We start from the raw sequence: 16028 nt of genomic DNA, 5'->3' as shown, positions 1-16028 counted from the left end.
ATGCTTAGTGAGGCGGCATTTCATTCTGATTCGATTGTTAGCGGATAGGGGAGACTCTTACGATAACCGCCAGAAGAGAGGGGGACATCGTCTGTTACTCTGACGAACCCTCCGTCTTGATAGCAGTGTTTCGAAGAGCGATTCGATTGATCCCCGTCTTGGCGTACTCATTGAGGTGTATACCTGATGCCTCTGGTTCGTCGGCAATCAGGCATTTCGCCTTGTCCGATCTGTGGATGCGAATGCACTTCGTTCCGGTTCCGACCGTTATGATCTCTTCTCGAGGTCCAGTAATGGGCCGGTATGATCGTTCGCTTATCGGAGCTGAGACCGATCATAGCGCGGCCGAGTCGGCCAGTGGAACGGTGTCCGTCCTCCTCCATTGCGTTTCTTGCGAATCCGATTTCGCCCGGCATGAGATCGTCGTTCTGACACAAGCATTATATTGGCATAGTCGGTACAGCGTGATAGGTACGAAGTTCTCGTTGCAATCGATGAGGACGAGGCCGAAGTGCGCTCGCAGGAACGGGCCATTGCGAACCTCCCAAAGGCGAAGGGCAACGTCCACGCGCTGTTGATGCACGTCTTCGAGCGGAATCCGGAAGGGACAACGGTCCATCGGGTCGCTGGCGTTCGAGCGGCATCGAAGCATCTCGAAGAGGCCGACATCGAGTATACGCAGATCGGTGAAAGCGGTGATCCAGCCCGATCGATTCTCGAAGAAGCCAACAAACGTGGCGTGGATCTCGTCTGTGTTGCCGGCCGTCGTCGATCGCCGGCGAGTAAGGCGCTGTTCGGCAGTGTCGCTCAAGAAGTAATCCTCAACGCGGAGCAGCCGGTGCTGACGACCGGTATGGCCGCCACTTCCTCCGAGTAGTTCTCGAACGACATCGGACTGAGTCGAACGTTCAGTCGGCCGAGAGTGGCTCTCGGCGATCACAGCCGGTCCTTCGAGTTGGGTTCCTTCGATGAATTCGGTTCTGAGGAGCGACTCCGTCGATCACGACGAGGTGTTCGCGATGCTCGTTGACGACTGGCTGGTTCTCAGTTGATTGAGCAACCGACCGGTCCCTCGACGTTGCTCCATGACCCGTCCGGTTGAGCGACTAAGCACCTGATCAAACTATGGACCGCGGATCGAAGTTATTGCCCCGTTCGCAGGGGGTATTACAGATGTAACAACTCCAAAAAAAAAAATTGCAACCGCGTGGCAATGCCCGAACCGAATCACCCTGCAGATCACGAATGTTCGGATGTTCGTCATACTGCCTACGCTACCACTGCATCCAGTCCGGGTCCTCGAGACGCTTCTCGCGATCGATCGACTCAATTCGCTTGACGTCCTCGGTATCGAGCTCTACATCGCGGGCGGCGAGGTTCGCCTCGATGTGTTCGCGACTGCTCGAACGAGGGATGGGGACGACCCCCTCCTTTCCGAGCAGCCAAGCGATGCTGACCGCCGCCGGCGTAGTGTCATGTTTCTCGGCTATCTCGACCAGTTCCGGTACGTCGAACACCTCGCCCTGTGCGATCGGCGAGTATGCGACGAGGTACATTCCGTGCTCGCGGACGTACTCATGGAGTTCCTCTTGCTGGAGCAGTGGATGCATCTCCACCTGGTTTGCGATGACGGAGAGGCCGATCAGGTCGTCGATCCGCTCGAGATAGCGGATCGGGTAGTTGCTCACGGCCACGTTTGCGACACTGCCCTCCTCGACCAGCTCCTCGAGGACCGGCAGCACCGTCTCGACGTCGGACCCATCGCGGGGCCAGTGGTGGTAGAGCAGGTCGAGCGTCTCGGTTCCCAAACGTTCATGGCTCTCCTCGACCGCAGTACGGACGTACTCGGGCGTCTTCTCGGGTTCCTCGAAGTGGGCTACCTTCGTTGCCACGAGCACATTCTCGCGGTCGACGGCGGCGGCCTCGAGTGCGTCGCCGACCTCCGCCTCGTTGCCGTAGAGGCGAGCGGTGTCGACGTGGCAGTAGCCTGCCTCTAACGCGTCCCGAATGATCGCCGTGCCCTCGTCGTCGGTGAGGGTGTACGTCCCCAGTCCCGGACTGAACTGCTCGGCCTCGAACAGATGCTCATCGAGCTCCGTGATCGCCATGGTCACTCCACCTCCTTCTCGAGGTCGGCGAGGTCCCACTCGCCGGTGACGATCGCGCCGGAGTCGGGGTTGTCGGGTTCGACGAACGCCTCGACGATCGCCGGCCCGTCGTGCTCGATGGCGCCACCGAGCGCATCCCCGAGGTTCTCGGGTTTGACTACTCGCTCAGTGTAACCGACGTTGAACGCCTCAGCCATCTTCATGTAATCGACGTCGGTCTCCTCGTTGAACGGCGTGTTGAGCACCCGATCCCAGCCGTACTTATCGACCTGCAGGTTACGAATCGACTTCCACCCGTGGTTGTTGAGGATGAGCCACGTCACGTCGATGTCGTGTTCGACGGCGCAGGCGACCTCCTGGTTGCTCATGAGGAACGAACCGTCGCCCTCGATATCGACCACCGGCCGGTCCGGTCGGGCGAGTTTCGCGCCGATGGCGGCCGAAACCCCGAACCCCATCGTCGAGAAACCTCCACACGAGATGTTCGTCCGGGGGCCGTAGACCGGAAACTGCGGATTCGTCGTTTCCTGGGGCTGGCCCGCCGAGGAAACGACGATCCCTTCGCGGGGAAGCACCTCACGGAGCCCCCCCAAGACGCGCGAGATGGACATCGGTACGTCGTCGGTCCGTCGCTCCTCGATGAGCTGTTCCCACTCCTCCCAGAGCTCCTGGATCTCGTCGTAGTACTCGTTGTTCTCGGTCGACACCTCGTCGATGCGATCGGAGACCCCCTCGTAGAGCTGTTGGGTGACGACCTTCGCGTCGCCCTGAATGCCTACCTCGACGGGATAGTTCTTGCCGATCTCGCGCGTATCGATGTCGACGTGGATCAGCTTACTCGGTGGGATCTCGAAGCTGACGCCCGGCTCGAACGAGGAGGTGTGGAGATCCGAGAACCGACAGCCGACCGCGAGGACGACGTCAGCGTTGCTCGCGAGCTCGTTGCCCGCCGTCGAGCCGATCCACCCCGCATAGCCGACGAACAGCTCGTGATCCTCGGGGATAATGCCCTTCGCCTGGAACGTGGGGATGACTGGCGCCTTCAGGTGCTCGGCCAGCGCCTGGACTTCGTCCCAGGCCTCCGCGAGCATCGTCCCGCCGCCGGGGACGAGTACGGGCCGTTCGGCGTCGGCCAGCAGGTCGGCCGCCTCGCTCACCGAGTCGGGATCGCCGCCCGTGCGACTGTGAGCGCGTGAATGCGCCGGATCGGGAAGTTCGACGTCCGCGGCCGAACCCTGAACGTCCATGGGGACGTCGACGTGCACCGGGCCGGGACGGCCTGTCAACGCGAGCTGGAACGCGCGCCGGAGCACGCGGGGGAGGTGTTCGACGTCGTCGACGACGAAGCTCTGCTTGGTGATTGGTTCCATGACGCTGGGGAAGTCGCCGGGTTTCTGGCGATCGATCTCCTGGAGGATCCCCTCGCCGTACTCGTGGGTCTGGGGCGCGCCGGTGAACACTACCATCGGGATCGAGTCGACGTAGGCTGTCGCGACGCCCGTGACCGTGTTGGTCGCGCCCGGACCGATCGAGGTGAACACCGCTAACGGCTCCCCCGAAGCGCGGGCGTACCCGTCCGCGAGGTGGGCCGCGCCCTGCTCGTGGCGGGGCTGGATCACTTCGACTGACGAGTCGTTGAAGGCGTCCAGTAGGTTCGTACTCCCGTGTCCCGGAATTCCGACCAGGTACTCCACGCCCTCCTTCTCGAGATAGTTGGCGATGATCTCGCCGCCTGTGAGTCTCGGCATGCGTAATCTATCGATCGAATTCCTGTATGATAAAGATTCGGCCTCGATACGCGTCCGACGCGTCAATTCGTCACCGGCCGAGACGTTCCATCCGGTGTCGGCTGGCGACCGGGTCGCGGAGGATACTGACGTTACAGCGAGGGAATCACGTCGGTTCCCATGACTTCGAACAGCCGCTCGGGCTCCGGGCTGGTGTTCGCGAGCGCGATCCGATCGAAGCCCATCTCTTCGAGATGCTCGATCTCCGCAGCGATCTTGGACGGATCGTCCGCAATCAGGAACTTCTCCTCGACCTCCTCGCGCGTGGCCTGCTCGCCGAGGGCCTCGATCTTCCTGGGATCGGCGATCGCCCGATCGAACACGTCTTGGGTCGTTGCCCACCACGGACGGGTGGCCTCGTAGGCTTGCTCGTAGTCCTCGTCGTAGGAGACGATCACCAGCACCGTCGTCTCTATCTCGTCGGGATCGCGCCCCTCCTCGCGAGCGTACCGCCGGACCGCGGGGTAGAGTCGCTCGGTGAACTCCTCACCGGTAATGACCGTCATGAACCCGTCGGCGTAGCGTGCTGCGAGTCGCGCGGTGCTCGGGCCGTTGGCGGCGACGTGGACCTCCGGGCGGGTCTTCGGCTTCGTGTAGAGGTGTGCGTCGTCGAGCCCGAAGTGCTCACCGTCATAGCTAACGAAGTCGTCGCGTTCGAACAGTTCGAGGACGATCTCGATGGTCTCCTCGAGCCGATCGCGGCGCACGTCGTACTCCGGCCATTCGTGATCGAGCGGCTTCTCGTTCATCGCCTCGCCGGTGGAGAGTCCCAGTACGACCCGGTCATCGTGCATCTCCCCGATGGTGGCGAACGCCTGCGCGATCATCCCGGGATGGTAGTGCTCGGCGGCGGGAGTCACGTAGGTTCCGATCGGCAGGTCGAGTTGCTGGCTCGCGGCCCCGAGCCACGACCACGCGAAGCCCGCTTCGGCGTCGGTGTGGAACCACGGGTGGAAGTGATCGGAGGTCCAGACGAAGTCGTAGCCGGCCTCCTCGGCGAGTCCGGCATACTCGAGTAGTTCGCTCGGGCTGTACTGCTCCTGGTGGGCCATGTAATCGATCGCGACCATGCTGGTCTCCCGTTCCGGGAGCGGCCGTAAAGGCGTTTCCAAACCCATAGTGAACCCGTCATGAACCGAACCGTTGGCACGAAACGTTTTTGTGGCACGTGAGAGATCCGAAGACATGGGTCTTGGATACGCGACCCTCATGTACGACCCCGACGAGATCGTCTCGGAGGGCCTCGGTGACATCGCCGCCTGTCGGTATGACGGCGTCGAGATCGGGTTCCCGAAAGTCAACGCGATCGGAATCGACACGCTTGAGGACCGCCTCGAGGAGTACGACCTCGAGCTCTACTGCGTGATGGCCGGTTGGCTGAACGACGAGGAGGACGTAGAGGAGGCCATCGAGGGGACCGAAACGGCGGCCGCCCTCGGCGCGGAGTTCCTCGGCATCCTTCCGCCGCCGCGGGGCGTCGTCGACGATGAGACGTTCGGGCGGTGGATCGACGAGATCGGTGCGGCCGCGGACGACGCCGGCGTCGTTCCCGTTCTCCATCATCACGCCGGCGCCCACGTCGAGCAACCCGAGGAGATCCGCCGGTGGCTCGACGATGGGCCGGATAATCTCGAACTGGTGTTCGACACCGCTCACTACTACGCCTACGGCGACGTCGCCGAAGGGATTGAGCGATTCGCGGACGCCATCGCCTATGTCCACCTCAAGGACATCGACCCGCCGTCGGATTTCGACAGCCACGTCGCGAACCTGAGCGCCGGCAAGGTCGATTACGACAGCATCGTCACCTACTTCGGTTCGTTCATCGACCTCGGTGACGGCGTCCTCGATTTCAGTGCGGTCGATCAAGCGCTTGACCGCATCGACTACGACGGCCACCAGACGGTCGAGATCGAAAATCAGCGGTCACTGCCGTTGGTCCACGCCAAACGTAACATCACCCATCTGCGCAAGGCGACCGATCGGTAGCGGCTCGTGGCGGTGGACGGGTACGCCGGCCTTGATCGCTCCTATCGATCCTCGAATCTATTTGGCGATAGGTACAGGTAGAAGACGTATGGGAGTCGGTTATACGACTATCATGTACGACGAGGAGTCGTTTGGCCAGGCTATTGACGAGATCGCGGTCTATCGGTACGACGGCGTCGAGATGAGCCTCGGGGAGGTGGACGCCTACGGGAGCGACGTCGTCGGTGACCGCTTAGACGAGTACGACCTTGACCTGTACATGCTGAGGGGAGGATGACTCGAATCGGAGGAAGAGGCCGACGCCATTGCGAAGGGCGCACACCGCGGCCGACCTCAGCGCGGAGTTCATCGGGATGTTTCCGCCTCAACGGGGACTCCTCGACGACGACGATCTATTAGAGACGTGGATAACGCGCGTCTGTGACGCCGCGGCGGACACAGGCGTCACGCCGCTGCTCCACCACGACGCGACGCATATCGAGCAGCCCGATGAAACCGAAGCATGGTTCGAGCGTTGTCCCGAGAATCTCGGACTGCTCTGGGACAGTGCACACGAGTATCTGTACGGCGAGAACGCGTTCAGCGAGGACGTCACCGACGGCATTGAGCGGTTCGCCGACGACATCGAGTACGTTCACCTCAAAGATATCAATCCAATGTCCTATTTCCCTGACTACATCGAGGCGCTGTCCTCTGGCACGTTCAACCTCGCGAACGTCATCCTGTTCTACTACGCACTCTCCGACCTCGGAGATAGCGTGATCGACTTCGAAGGCGTCGCGGATGTGCTCTCCGAGATCGGGTACGATAGCCACGTTACCATCGAAATGGAGAAGCAGACGACCGACACGCTGGTCCACGCCAAGCGAACCTTTGACCACTGGCTCGCCGCGAGGAGCGAATAGTGCGCATTCCATCCCATATCGATAGCATCGCCTCGAAGCGCGGCGGCCTCACCGTCATCGATCATCGATCAAGTACTGCTGACCTCCCGGTCAGTAACCGAGTGGCGGAAACGATACGGCGCCACAGGGTTTCGACCGTTCACCCGTTCTGCGCTTCGTCGAATTCTCGGAACAGCTCAGCGATCAGTTCGACGTCCTCCTTCGCTTCTTCGGGCGTCACCTCTACCACTGAACCTCCTCCGCTGGGGGCTCTCGTCTTCCTCTCGTCACATCGGTAGTTATTTGACTCGAATCGCCAATTCCTATATTATGGATATTGCTGTTCCAGATATAGGCATTGAAGTTCCGGAGATCAGCCAAATCGCATTCGTCACCGAAAATCTCGATGAGGCCATGGAGCGCTACCGGCGGACTCTTGGTATCGAACCTTGGGATGTCTACTACATTGGTCCACCGGAACACGAGGACGGATACTACTACGGTGAGCCGACGAATCCGGCGTTTGATATCGGATACGCCGAATGTGGCGATCTCGAAGTTGAAATCATTGAACCGCTTGAGGGCTCTAGTGTTCACCGAGACTTCCTCGATGAACATGGCGAAGGAATTCATCATATCGCCTGCTTCGAGTTCGATGATCCGTACAACGCCGCCGAGACGATCACGAATTCGGGAATTCCGATCGTACAAGAAGGGAAGTGGTATGATACGCACTACATATATTTCGATACGACCGATCTACTGGATGGACTTTACTTCGAGACACTCGCGGGGGGTGACATCGACCCAGGCCCGAAGTACGTCTATCCGATGTCGAGTGATGGCGACGCTACCGAGGACGATATAAATTACTGACTTTACTTTCCCAAGCTGTCGATGATGCTTGAGTGACGCGCTTGGCTTCGCAGTGTCATCGAACAGGGAACTGAATTTCCACCAGAATCGATGTCTTGAAGGGATTTGTAGGTCCGATTGGCGATGTGCATTCTCATCCGATGATATTGTTAGATGACTATTACCGTTAATGTCCGAGTTCTCAGAGACCGCTTGGAAGTCATCCCACCGGTTTCAGACTTCTCGACGTGTGTGACCGAGGGAAGTGAGGAGTAATAACGCCGGACTGACGGATCGATTTTAAAGAAACTTGGCGACTCAGGCGACGCCGAACGTCTCGATCTGCGTCAGGACTGTGTCGACATTGTCCGCGCTAACGAACGTCGGGCCCGTTGGCGTGTGCTCCGGGGTCAGAATACCCCACTGGATATTTGACGCGAGGTAGTGAGCCGCCAGGTAGCCCTGTAATGCCGGTTGCTGTATGACTTGTGCCAGATTGTAACCCTCTTCGATCGCGTTGGCCTGGTCTTGGGAGATATCGACGCCAGCGTGGTACACCTCGCCCTCGAGGCCTTCGTCCTGGATGTAGCCTAACGCTGCCTCCCCAGGTGCCGGGCCGAGTGAGAAGACGAGGTTCACGTCGGGATTGCTCGCGCGATGGCTGCCGAGCTGGCTGATCACGCCCGAGGGATCACCCGGTGGTACCTCGATCCAGTCGTGGGGGACGTTATTATCGCTAAGAACACTCTGGATCCCCTCTTGGCGGAGCTGGAGCGCCGAGTGACCCGGGTCGTGGTTGAGAATCACGACACCGCTCGGTGGGGAGCCGGCTTCACTCTCGAACAGAGGGAGCGTCTGACTTGCCAATGCCTCGCCAACCTCAGCCTCGTCTTGGCCAATGTACCCTTGCCAGGGCATTGTTTTCTCGCCTCTCTCGGTGACATTTGTGACGGTTACGTAGATACCCTCGTCGGCGGCGCGCTGGAGCGCGTCTTGGAATAGCGGCGGATCGGGTAACGTTACCGCGATACCGTCCACGCCAGCGTCGATGGCTGTTTCGATATTATCAACCTGTTCGGGGAAATTCGATGATTCCTCCGGAGCTTGATAGGCTGCCTCCACGCCGAGCTGGTCGACGGCAGTGTCCCAGCTCTGCTGTTGGGCCTCCCAGAACGGGTCCTCACTTGGCGCTCCGTGTGGAATGTACCGTATCTCGATGTCTTGCGCTTGATTGCCGCCGCCTCCGGACCCACCATCACCGCCGGCACATCCGGCGAGGCTGGCCACTCCGGCCGCACCGATCGTCGCCAATGCTTGGCGCCGGGATAGCTGTTCGGACTCAAAGCTGTCAGGGAGCTGCCTGGGAATCATGACCGTTTGATACCAATAAACATTACATAATAAATGTATCGATTATCCTCCTACGTCCGATCTACGCCGCCACTCACGCTTCACGCGTCGTCGACGGCTCACGCAGCTGTCTCGATGGTGGCTCCGAGGTTCCGGTCGGCTACGGGGAAGGTCTCTGCGTGGCGACCTTCTTCATCTGCTCGATTAGTTCCTTCGGGCTACCGATCTCCTCCTTGGTGAACTCATCTATCGTCCTACCCGAATCGAGGAGGTGGAATCGATCGGCGACATCGTAGGCGTTAAAGATGTTGTGCGAAATGTATATGGTGCCGATCCCCTGCTCTTTCGTCCGCTCGACCGTCTCTAGGACCTTCTCGGATTCTTTCACCGAGAGGTTACGGAGCGGTTCATCGAGGATCAAGAGGTCCGCATCGAAGTGTAGGGCTCGGCCGATCTTGATGCTTTGGGCTTCGCCGCCTGAGAGGTTCTCCGCCGGCAACTCGGGGTCGTTCATCGACGCCAGACCGATGTCGTCCAGGACCTTCTTCGTCTCGTCGTACATCAGGTCGAAGTCGAGCTGTCCAAAGCGGTTCGTCGGCTCCTTGCCGAGAAACAGGTTTCGGGCGACCGTCAGCGACGGGATCAGCTCCATGTCCTGGTAGACGACGCTGATCCCCCGCTCTAGAGCTTCGTCAGGGTTCTTGAAGTTGACGCGCTCGCCCTTCCAGTAGATCTCGCCTGAATCGGGCTGGTGGTAACCGACGATGGACTTGATGAGGGTGCTTTTGCCGGCACCGTTGTCGCCGATGAGTGCGAGGACCTCCCCTTCGTTCACTTCCAGGGACACTCCTTCGAGTGCCCGGATGGAACCGAAACTCTTCTTGATGTCGTTCAGCCGTAGTAGTTGGTTTCTTTCGCTCATTCTGATCACCGTTTTTCCTGTCGTAGCCGATCAACGTACCTGTTGAACACCACTGCACCGACGAGGACTATTCCGACGAAGAACTGGTACCAGGACGAACTCGCGCCAGCCGCGACCAATCCGGCACCGAACGTCCCGAAGGTCAGCGCGCCGAAGAATCCTGCGTTCGGGCTCCCCCGGCCGCCGAACAGTGCGCAGCCGCCAAGGACGGCTGCCGCGATTGCCACCAGCGGGAGTTCCGTCTGGAGAACGGGACGGGCAGACCCGAACCGTGCGACGTGCATCAAGCCAGCGAACGAGGCGGCCATACCGGTCAGCGTGAACGCGATGATACGAGTCCGGGTAACTCGAATACCCCTGGCGCGTGCGGCGTCCTTGTCGCTCCCGACCGCATAGAGATGGTTCCCGTAGCTCGTCCGGTGGACGAGGTACAGCGCCCCGAGCAAGACGAGGAACATCCACAGGACCAGCGCCTCGAAACCGGCACCGAATTCGTAGCTGAAGATCTGCATGAGCGCGACATCGCTTTCCAGCCTCGCGCTCCCGCTGAAGAGCAACAGCAGGGCCCCCCGGATGGAGAACCAGCCGCCCAGCGTGATGATAAAGGAGTGGATGCCGGTGGCCGTCACCATGGCCCCATTTAGTAACCCGACCATGCCACCCAGTGCGAGGGTCATGAGGATCGCAACGACTGGGGGGATCCCCTGATTGATAATGAGGATGAAAGCCATCGCCGACATTGCGTAGTTGGCACCGACGGTCATGTCGAAGTCGCCACCGATCATCAGTACGGCGACCATGATCGCTACCGGACCGATCAGTGCCGTCTGGCGGAAGATGTTCCCCCAGATGTTCGCCTGAGTCATCACTGATGGGTTCAGGACGACGAATATCCCGGTGACGCCGAGCCATGTCAGGATGGCAACCAGTACAGGATACTTTATTAGATACTCGATTATCGGGGCTGTGACTCTATCGAAATTTGCAGTCTGTGTTTCCGCACCCATGAGTGTGTCAATCACCACTACGATACATAAAACTTGGGGTGTTCTTAAACGAGATGCCCGGTTTGGAGTAATGGTGGAGAGTGCATCAAAGACCACGTGCCAGGCTTTCTGTCGAGTTTCTGGTACTGTCACGGGAGAATCGGCGACTCAACCACGTGAGAGTGTACGGATATGGAATCCGATGGGTGAGCGTTCACCCACGGTTCGTCGCTTGCCTTCGTGGACGTGGAGACCGACTGGTGCTAGTCGCTGCGATTGCTAACCCTCCAGGTCGGCTCGGGGGCGCTCCCCCCGATACGTCCGAAAGAGGTCGATGATGACGCGGAGGTCCTCGCGCGCTTCGGCGAACATGATATGGGCGTCAGCTTCGCTCTCGATACTCGAGGAAGTACGCTATTTTCCGCTTGAGACGCTCGACCATACGACGGCGTATAAACCGTATCCGAGAGTTTCTCGATGTCGTCGGTACCATGGAGTCCGGTCGGCGTATTCTCGATGAGCGGGTTCGAGAAGTCGACCTTGCCCATTCCGTCTGTCCATCGACGCAAACGAACTCCCCGAACCACTTCCGGCCGGAATCGCCTGTCTCAACCAGATGTCGTCCTCGTAAAAGAAGGTGCCGAGACGTACCACCTCGTGGCGAAGACGTTCACTCGATCGATGCGCTTGACCTCGCCGAACAGCCCGCGGAGCATTACGTTGACCACCTGTGAGAACCCTGAGTCGAGGATTGAACCGCCGATTCGAACGACGGACCGCACGGATCGGTTGAATCCACCGACGTGGACATCATCGAAACCCGGACGGTTATTACAGTAGCCGCAGTACGCGTATGTGGCTACCTCACGTGAGCCGCTATTGTGTATCGACGCCGGTGCACGATGCGCCGACCTCACGGGCCACTGGATCCCGGGCTGGACGATCTGACACATAACCCACAACGATGACACTCACCACTGGCTTCCTCGGCTACCAATTTATGGGTAAAGCGCACGCGAACGCACTCGACAGGCTGCCGATGTTCTTCCCCGACGTGCCCGAGGTCGAGCGCTCGGTCCTCATCGGCCGGAATCGAGACGCCGTCGAGGAGGCTGCCGACCGGTTCGGCTTCGACCGCGTCGAAACCGACTGGGAAGCGGCCATCGGCGACGTCGACATCCTGTACAACCTCGGGCCGAACCATGTCCATGTCGAGCCGACCGTGGCCGCCCTGGAGAACGACATCCACGTCTTCTGTGAGAAACCGCTTGCACCTACACTCGACGAAGCCCAACTAATGGCCTCAGCCGCACGCCAGAGTGACGCCCTTGCCGGCGTGGCGTTCAACTATCGCTACGTGCCCGCGATGCAACTGGCAAAACGGATGACCGACGCCGGCGCGTTCGGCGACATCCGGCGGTTCCGCGGGCAGTACTTGCAAGGCTGGTCCGCGGATCCGGACTTCCCGTGGTCGTGGCGCAACGATGCCGACATGGCCGGGACAGGCGTCCTCGGCGATGTCGGGGCCCACACGATCGACCTCGCCCGATGGCTCGTCGGGGAAGTCGACTCGGTCATGGGCCAGCTCAAGACCTTCGTCGACGAGCGCCCCGTCGAGGGAACGGACGAGACGCGACCGGTGACGACCGACGACGAGTACTCCGCCCTCGTGGACTTCGAATCGGAGGCGATGGGCGTCATGGAGGGGTCACGCGTCGCGACGGGACACAAGGGGAATAACGCCATCGAAGTGTATGGAACGGACGGGGGCTTCCGGTTTGATATGGAGCGGCTGAACGAACTGGAAGTGATGACCGGAGACAACGATAGCTGGGAGCGCATCCTGGTTACCGACGACGACCATCCGTATATGGACGCATGGTGGCCAACGGGCCACATCATCGGCTGGGAACACGCCTTCGTTCACGAGAACTACGAGTTCCTCTCCGCGGTCGCGGAGGACGGTGAGTACAGACCGGACTTTGAGGACGGTCTCGCCATCCAGGAGATAGTTGACGCGGTCAAGCGGAGCCACCGTACTGGTTCGCGCGTGACGCTCTGAATCGACCCAGTCGAGAACCATTCCCCTGCACTTTCGACGGCACTAGCACGTCGAAAACCGGACGCTCACATCTTGTGGACGTTCTAATACCCGTCTGGATATCACATCACACGCACAAATGCAAGCTATTGCGCTGTTCCCTTCTTCGAGACGACGGCATACGCGAGACACGCGATCGACGTCGTGAACGTACTGGCTCCCAACGGTGTCGCGACGCTCCAGAGCCTTCCGATATCGGAGACGTTCGAGATCGACGCCGCCTTCCACGCGGAACTCGTCACCACCAACAAGGCCCTTCTCGGGGTGGTCAACTCCCGACGCGACTACTTCAAGGCAGCCGCCGCGTGGCTTGACGAGACACCAAACGAACTGCTCGACGACTTGGTGTCCGGCGTGTACAGGGTCAAGGAGATCGACGAGACGCTCGCGGATTCGGACGAGACGATCAAGACGGTCGTCTCGTTCGATCGATGAGGGAAGCGACACGCTCCACGGAGACCGACGTCGGCAGCCGTCGGACGAGCGCGTAGGAGAATGGTGACGAGGAAGAGCGGATAGACGTTCGTGAGTGGGACCGCCGGGATGACTGCGGGCTGAAGCGCGGAGACGCACGCGAGCCAGTTCACCGCGCCGATCATCTGTTAACGCGACGCGTGCTTCCAGTCTCGGATGCAGACCTATCGTCGCGAGGACCGCGGGGGTCGCACTGACGACTGCCGCGGCGACGTGAGCGGTCGGCTGGCCTACTTCTCGTTGGACGTCCCGTAGTCGACCGAGACGGCTTGAAGCGCCGCGAACGGTGACGCAAACAAGGGGGACTATCACTCGATTCGAGCATTCACCTCACTCGCGTCGTCTCGTGGATCACGGATACGGCAGTTGACTGTCCCGGTTCGGTGTCGGGATCTTTGTGGACGTCAGACTATGGAACCGATACGATGGCGACGGACATCGTGCCGTGGTCGATGCGATTAACGGGATCGTCCTCGTACCTCCATCCGTAAGATAGGTGACCTAATCGTCGCGTGCGTCGAGATCTACCTAAGACGATCTACTCCGTCACCAGCTCTCGAATCGCGGTCAGCGCCCTGTCGTCGTCCACCGCGGCGGTGTACTCGAAGCCGACGTAGCGGTCGTATCCCGCGTCGTCGACCGCTGCGAGAATGTTCGGATAGTTCAGCTCTCCCGTTCCGGGCTCGTGGCGGCCCGGAACATCCGCGACGTGGAGGTGGCCGATTGCGTCGAGGTTCTCCGTCACGGTCGAGATGATGTTTCCCTCGCTGATCTGCTGGTGGTAGATGTCGAAGTTGATCTTCACCGCCGGACTGTCGACTTCGCGGACGATATCGAAGCCGACGCTCGATCGTTCGAGGAAGTAGCCCTCGTGATCGACGGCGGTGTTGAGTGGCTCGACAATCAGGGTGATACCCGCGGCTTCGGCCGTCGGTGCGACCTCTCGAAGGCAGTCGACGACACTGTCGTACATCTCCGCGTGCGTGTGCTCTACCTCCGGTCCGACGAGGACGATGAGGTTCGGACAGTCGAGTCGGTTCGCGACCTCGATCGACTCCTCGAAATCGGTGACGATCGCGTCCTGCTTTGTCGGGTCCGTCAGCGGCCGCTTGAGTTCCTCGGGTCGTCGAGGTTCCGTGTTCGCGGCCATCCCGGCGATGGACACGTCGTGTTCGTTGAGACGGGCCTCGACGGCGTCGAGGTCCTTGTCGGGCCACGTCCAGAACTCGACCGTATCGAAGCCGTGATCGGCGACGCGATCGATGCGGTCGACGAACGACACGTCCTCGTAGATCATCTCCAGACAGATCGACGGTCGAATCATCGTCGCATCGTCCGTTTCTGGCCGGCGGTTCGCTGTCGTGTCTTCGATTCGAGTAACGAGTACATGTGATGGTGCTATCTGTTGGGAATATGGGGGGAGTACTATGGCTCGACCAAGATTTTCACGTGGTCGGTCTCGGAGTCGAGTAACGCCTCGAACCCCTCCTCGGTGATGTCCTCCAGGTCGATCCGGCCCGTGACGAACGCGTCGGTGTCGATGTCGCCGGCTGCGAGCGACTGGATGATGGCATCGAATTCGGTCCTGAACGACCGCGGGGGGAATCCGTAGCAGTTCGTCCCGACCACCGTTCGTTCGGTCGTGACGATGTCGTTCATGTTGATTTGGATCTCCGAGTCGTTGAGACTCCCGACCGTGATCGTTCCGTCGTGCTGTGTGCTCTGGACGGCTGCGTTTAACGCGGGGCCGATTCCGGCGAACTCGAAGGCGATCTCCACACCGTCGTCGGTCTCTTCCTTGATCGTGTCGACTGCGTCTTCCTCCATCGGATCGATGCCGACGTCGGCACCGAGTTCGAGAGCGACCTCGCGGCGGCTCTCGTTCGGCTCCGACACGAAGATGCGCTTCGCCCCGGCTGCAACCGCAGCGTGGATGACCGTGAGCCCGATGGGACCACAGCCGAACACGCCGATCGTGTCGCCCGCTTGGAGCCCCGACTGCCGAACAGCGTGGAGGCCGACGGCGAGCGGTTCGACGAGCGCACCGTCCTCCAGTGGGACGCCATCGGGAAGGACGTGCACCTGCTGTTCGGGAACGACGGCGTTCTCCGCGAACCCGCCAGTTCCGGTATGGAACCCGACGGCTGTGGCGTTCTTACAGAGATTGTACTTCCCGTCTTCGCAGTAGAGACAGTCGCTACAGGGGATGTTCGGTTCGACCGTCACGCGATCTCCGGTGGTAATGCGTGAGACGTTCGAACCGACTTCGCTCACCGTCCCGCTGAACTCGTGGCCTAAGGTGATCGGAATACTTTGGCCGGTTCGAGGGTTCGGTTCACGGGACGTGATATGTGGGCCGACCCGGTACTCGTGTAGATCGGACCCGCAGATACCACAGGCTTCGATCTCGATGCGGACGTCCGTCTCTCCGATCGGGGTGTTTTCGATGTCCTCTACGCGAACGTCGCCTCCGTTATGGAATCGTGCTGCTTTCATTGGTTGATCCTGATCGTCGCGTTCGTGTTGACGATCCGTGTGAGTGGATTCGTCCTGAAGATAAATGGTTTTCTAT

General features: G+C 60.2%; 15 protein-coding genes. 7 read left to right on the top strand and 8 right to left on the bottom strand.

Going from position 1 to position 16028, the window contains the following annotated elements; all coding sequences use genetic code 11:
* Nucleotides 1-490 precede the first annotated feature (490 nt).
* On the top strand, nucleotides 491-877 hold the full coding sequence (locus tag V0Z78_RS17385) for a universal stress protein (protein ID WP_336346137.1): 387 nt from the start codon (nucleotides 491-493) through the stop codon (nucleotides 875-877).
* 397 nt (nucleotides 878-1274) lie between these two features.
* On the opposite strand, the gene V0Z78_RS17380 is transcribed toward V0Z78_RS17385, so the two are convergent.
* The 3 genes from V0Z78_RS17380 to V0Z78_RS17370 form a co-directional block, all read right to left on the bottom strand.
* A complete protein-coding gene (locus V0Z78_RS17380) occupies nucleotides 1275-2108 on the bottom strand; it encodes an aldo/keto reductase (protein WP_336345947.1) in 834 nt (277 codons plus the stop codon).
* 2 nt (nucleotides 2109-2110) lie between these two features.
* Entirely contained in the window at nucleotides 2111-3856 is a 1746-nt protein-coding gene (locus tag V0Z78_RS17375) for a thiamine pyrophosphate-binding protein (RefSeq protein WP_336345946.1), read from the bottom strand.
* A gap of 131 nt (nucleotides 3857-3987) precedes the next feature.
* Nucleotides 3988-4965: a TIGR03557 family F420-dependent LLM class oxidoreductase gene (locus V0Z78_RS17370; RefSeq protein WP_336345945.1), complete on the bottom strand. Its 978-nt coding sequence runs from the start codon at nucleotides 4963-4965 to the stop codon at nucleotides 3988-3990.
* Nucleotides 4966-5080: 115 nt separating this feature from the next.
* Here V0Z78_RS17370 and V0Z78_RS17365 point away from each other — a divergent pair, with 115 nt between their 5' ends.
* The 4 genes from V0Z78_RS17365 (at nucleotide 5081) to V0Z78_RS17350 (ending at nucleotide 7644) form a co-directional block, all read left to right on the top strand.
* Nucleotides 5081-5884, top strand: a complete 804-nt coding sequence (locus tag V0Z78_RS17365; protein ID WP_336345944.1) for a sugar phosphate isomerase/epimerase family protein — start codon at nucleotides 5081-5083, stop codon at nucleotides 5882-5884.
* 112 nt (nucleotides 5885-5996) lie between these two features.
* Nucleotides 5997-6161 (top strand): hypothetical protein, encoded by a 165-nt coding sequence (locus V0Z78_RS17360; RefSeq protein WP_336345943.1) that lies wholly within the window; start codon nucleotides 5997-5999, stop codon nucleotides 6159-6161.
* A gap of 28 nt (nucleotides 6162-6189) precedes the next feature.
* A complete protein-coding gene (locus V0Z78_RS17355; RefSeq protein ID WP_336345942.1) occupies nucleotides 6190-6789 on the top strand; it encodes a sugar phosphate isomerase/epimerase family protein in 600 nt (199 codons plus the stop codon).
* A gap of 309 nt (nucleotides 6790-7098) precedes the next feature.
* Nucleotides 7099-7644, top strand: coding sequence for a VOC family protein (locus V0Z78_RS17350; RefSeq protein ID WP_336345941.1), 546 nt, complete (start codon nucleotides 7099-7101; stop codon nucleotides 7642-7644).
* Between the two features lie 297 nt (nucleotides 7645-7941).
* On the opposite strand, the gene V0Z78_RS17345 is transcribed toward V0Z78_RS17350, so the two are convergent.
* The 3 genes from V0Z78_RS17345 to V0Z78_RS17335 form a co-directional block, all read right to left on the bottom strand.
* Nucleotides 7942-8994 (bottom strand): substrate-binding domain-containing protein, encoded by a 1053-nt coding sequence (locus tag V0Z78_RS17345; RefSeq protein WP_336345940.1) that lies wholly within the window; start codon nucleotides 8992-8994, stop codon nucleotides 7942-7944.
* Nucleotides 8995-9133: 139 nt separating this feature from the next.
* A complete protein-coding gene (locus V0Z78_RS17340) occupies nucleotides 9134-9895 on the bottom strand; it encodes an ATP-binding cassette domain-containing protein (RefSeq protein ID WP_336345939.1) in 762 nt (253 codons plus the stop codon).
* 5 nt (nucleotides 9896-9900) lie between these two features.
* Nucleotides 9901-10902, bottom strand: a complete 1002-nt coding sequence (locus V0Z78_RS17335) for an ABC transporter permease (RefSeq protein ID WP_336345938.1) — start codon at nucleotides 10900-10902, stop codon at nucleotides 9901-9903.
* Between the two features lie 943 nt (nucleotides 10903-11845).
* Between V0Z78_RS17335 and V0Z78_RS17330 the strand changes: the two genes are divergently transcribed.
* Both V0Z78_RS17330 and V0Z78_RS17325 read left to right on the top strand, forming a co-directional pair.
* A complete protein-coding gene (locus V0Z78_RS17330) occupies nucleotides 11846-12943 on the top strand; it encodes a Gfo/Idh/MocA family protein (RefSeq protein ID WP_336345937.1) in 1098 nt (365 codons plus the stop codon).
* A 105-nt stretch (nucleotides 12944-13048) separates the two neighbouring features.
* Nucleotides 13049-13417 carry an MDR/zinc-dependent alcohol dehydrogenase-like family protein gene (locus V0Z78_RS17325; protein WP_336346136.1) on the top strand — a complete coding sequence of 123 codons (369 nt, stop codon included), beginning with the start codon at nucleotides 13049-13051 and terminating at the stop codon, nucleotides 13415-13417.
* Nucleotides 13418-13994: 577 nt separating this feature from the next.
* Here the strand turns inward: V0Z78_RS17325 and V0Z78_RS17320 are convergent.
* A complete protein-coding gene (locus V0Z78_RS17320) occupies nucleotides 13995-14780 on the bottom strand; it encodes a hydroxypyruvate isomerase family protein (RefSeq protein WP_336345936.1) in 786 nt (261 codons plus the stop codon).
* Nucleotides 14781-14881: 101 nt separating this feature from the next.
* Nucleotides 14882-15952 carry a 2,3-butanediol dehydrogenase gene (locus tag V0Z78_RS17315; RefSeq protein ID WP_336345935.1) on the bottom strand — a complete coding sequence of 357 codons (1071 nt, stop codon included), beginning with the start codon at nucleotides 15950-15952 and terminating at the stop codon, nucleotides 14882-14884.
* Between the last annotated feature and the right edge of the window lie 76 nt (nucleotides 15953-16028).

The organism is Halalkalicoccus sp. CG83, assembly GCF_037081715.1.
Taxonomy (GTDB): domain Archaea; phylum Halobacteriota; class Halobacteria; order Halobacteriales; family Halalkalicoccaceae; genus Halalkalicoccus; species Halalkalicoccus ordinarius.
The sequence above is the reverse complement of the archived record's forward strand: the minus strand, read 5'-3'. Positions and strand labels throughout refer to the sequence as shown.

Bases quoted from the DNA above. Each gene is read 5' to 3' on its own strand.
- V0Z78_RS17380 (WP_336345947.1), bottom strand. From the start codon at position 2,108: ATGGCGATCACGGAGCTCGATGAGCATCTGTTCGAGGCCGAGCAGTTC.
- V0Z78_RS17370 (WP_336345945.1), bottom strand. From the start codon at position 4,965: ATGGTCGCGATCGATTACATGGCCCACCAGGAGCAGTACAGCCCGAGC.
- V0Z78_RS17375 (WP_336345946.1), bottom strand. From the start codon at position 3,856: ATGCCGAGACTCACAGGCGGCGAGATCATCGCCAACTATCTCGAGAAG.
- V0Z78_RS17320 (WP_336345936.1), bottom strand. From the start codon at position 14,780: ATGATTCGACCGTCGATCTGTCTGGAGATGATCTACGAGGACGTGTCG.
- V0Z78_RS17335 (WP_336345938.1), bottom strand. From the start codon at position 10,902: ATGGGTGCGGAAACACAGACTGCAAATTTCGATAGAGTCACAGCCCCG.
- V0Z78_RS17315 (WP_336345935.1), bottom strand. From the start codon at position 15,952: ATGAAAGCAGCACGATTCCATAACGGAGGCGACGTTCGCGTAGAGGAC.
- V0Z78_RS17365 (WP_336345944.1), top strand. From the start codon at position 5,081: ATGGGTCTTGGATACGCGACCCTCATGTACGACCCCGACGAGATCGTC.
- V0Z78_RS17345 (WP_336345940.1), bottom strand. From the start codon at position 8,994: ATGATTCCCAGGCAGCTCCCTGACAGCTTTGAGTCCGAACAGCTATCC.
- V0Z78_RS17340 (WP_336345939.1), bottom strand. From the start codon at position 9,895: ATGAGCGAAAGAAACCAACTACTACGGCTGAACGACATCAAGAAGAGT.
- V0Z78_RS17360 (WP_336345943.1), top strand. From the start codon at position 5,997: ATGTACGACGAGGAGTCGTTTGGCCAGGCTATTGACGAGATCGCGGTC.
- V0Z78_RS17330 (WP_336345937.1), top strand. From the start codon at position 11,846: ATGACACTCACCACTGGCTTCCTCGGCTACCAATTTATGGGTAAAGCG.
- V0Z78_RS17350 (WP_336345941.1), top strand. From the start codon at position 7,099: ATGGATATTGCTGTTCCAGATATAGGCATTGAAGTTCCGGAGATCAGC.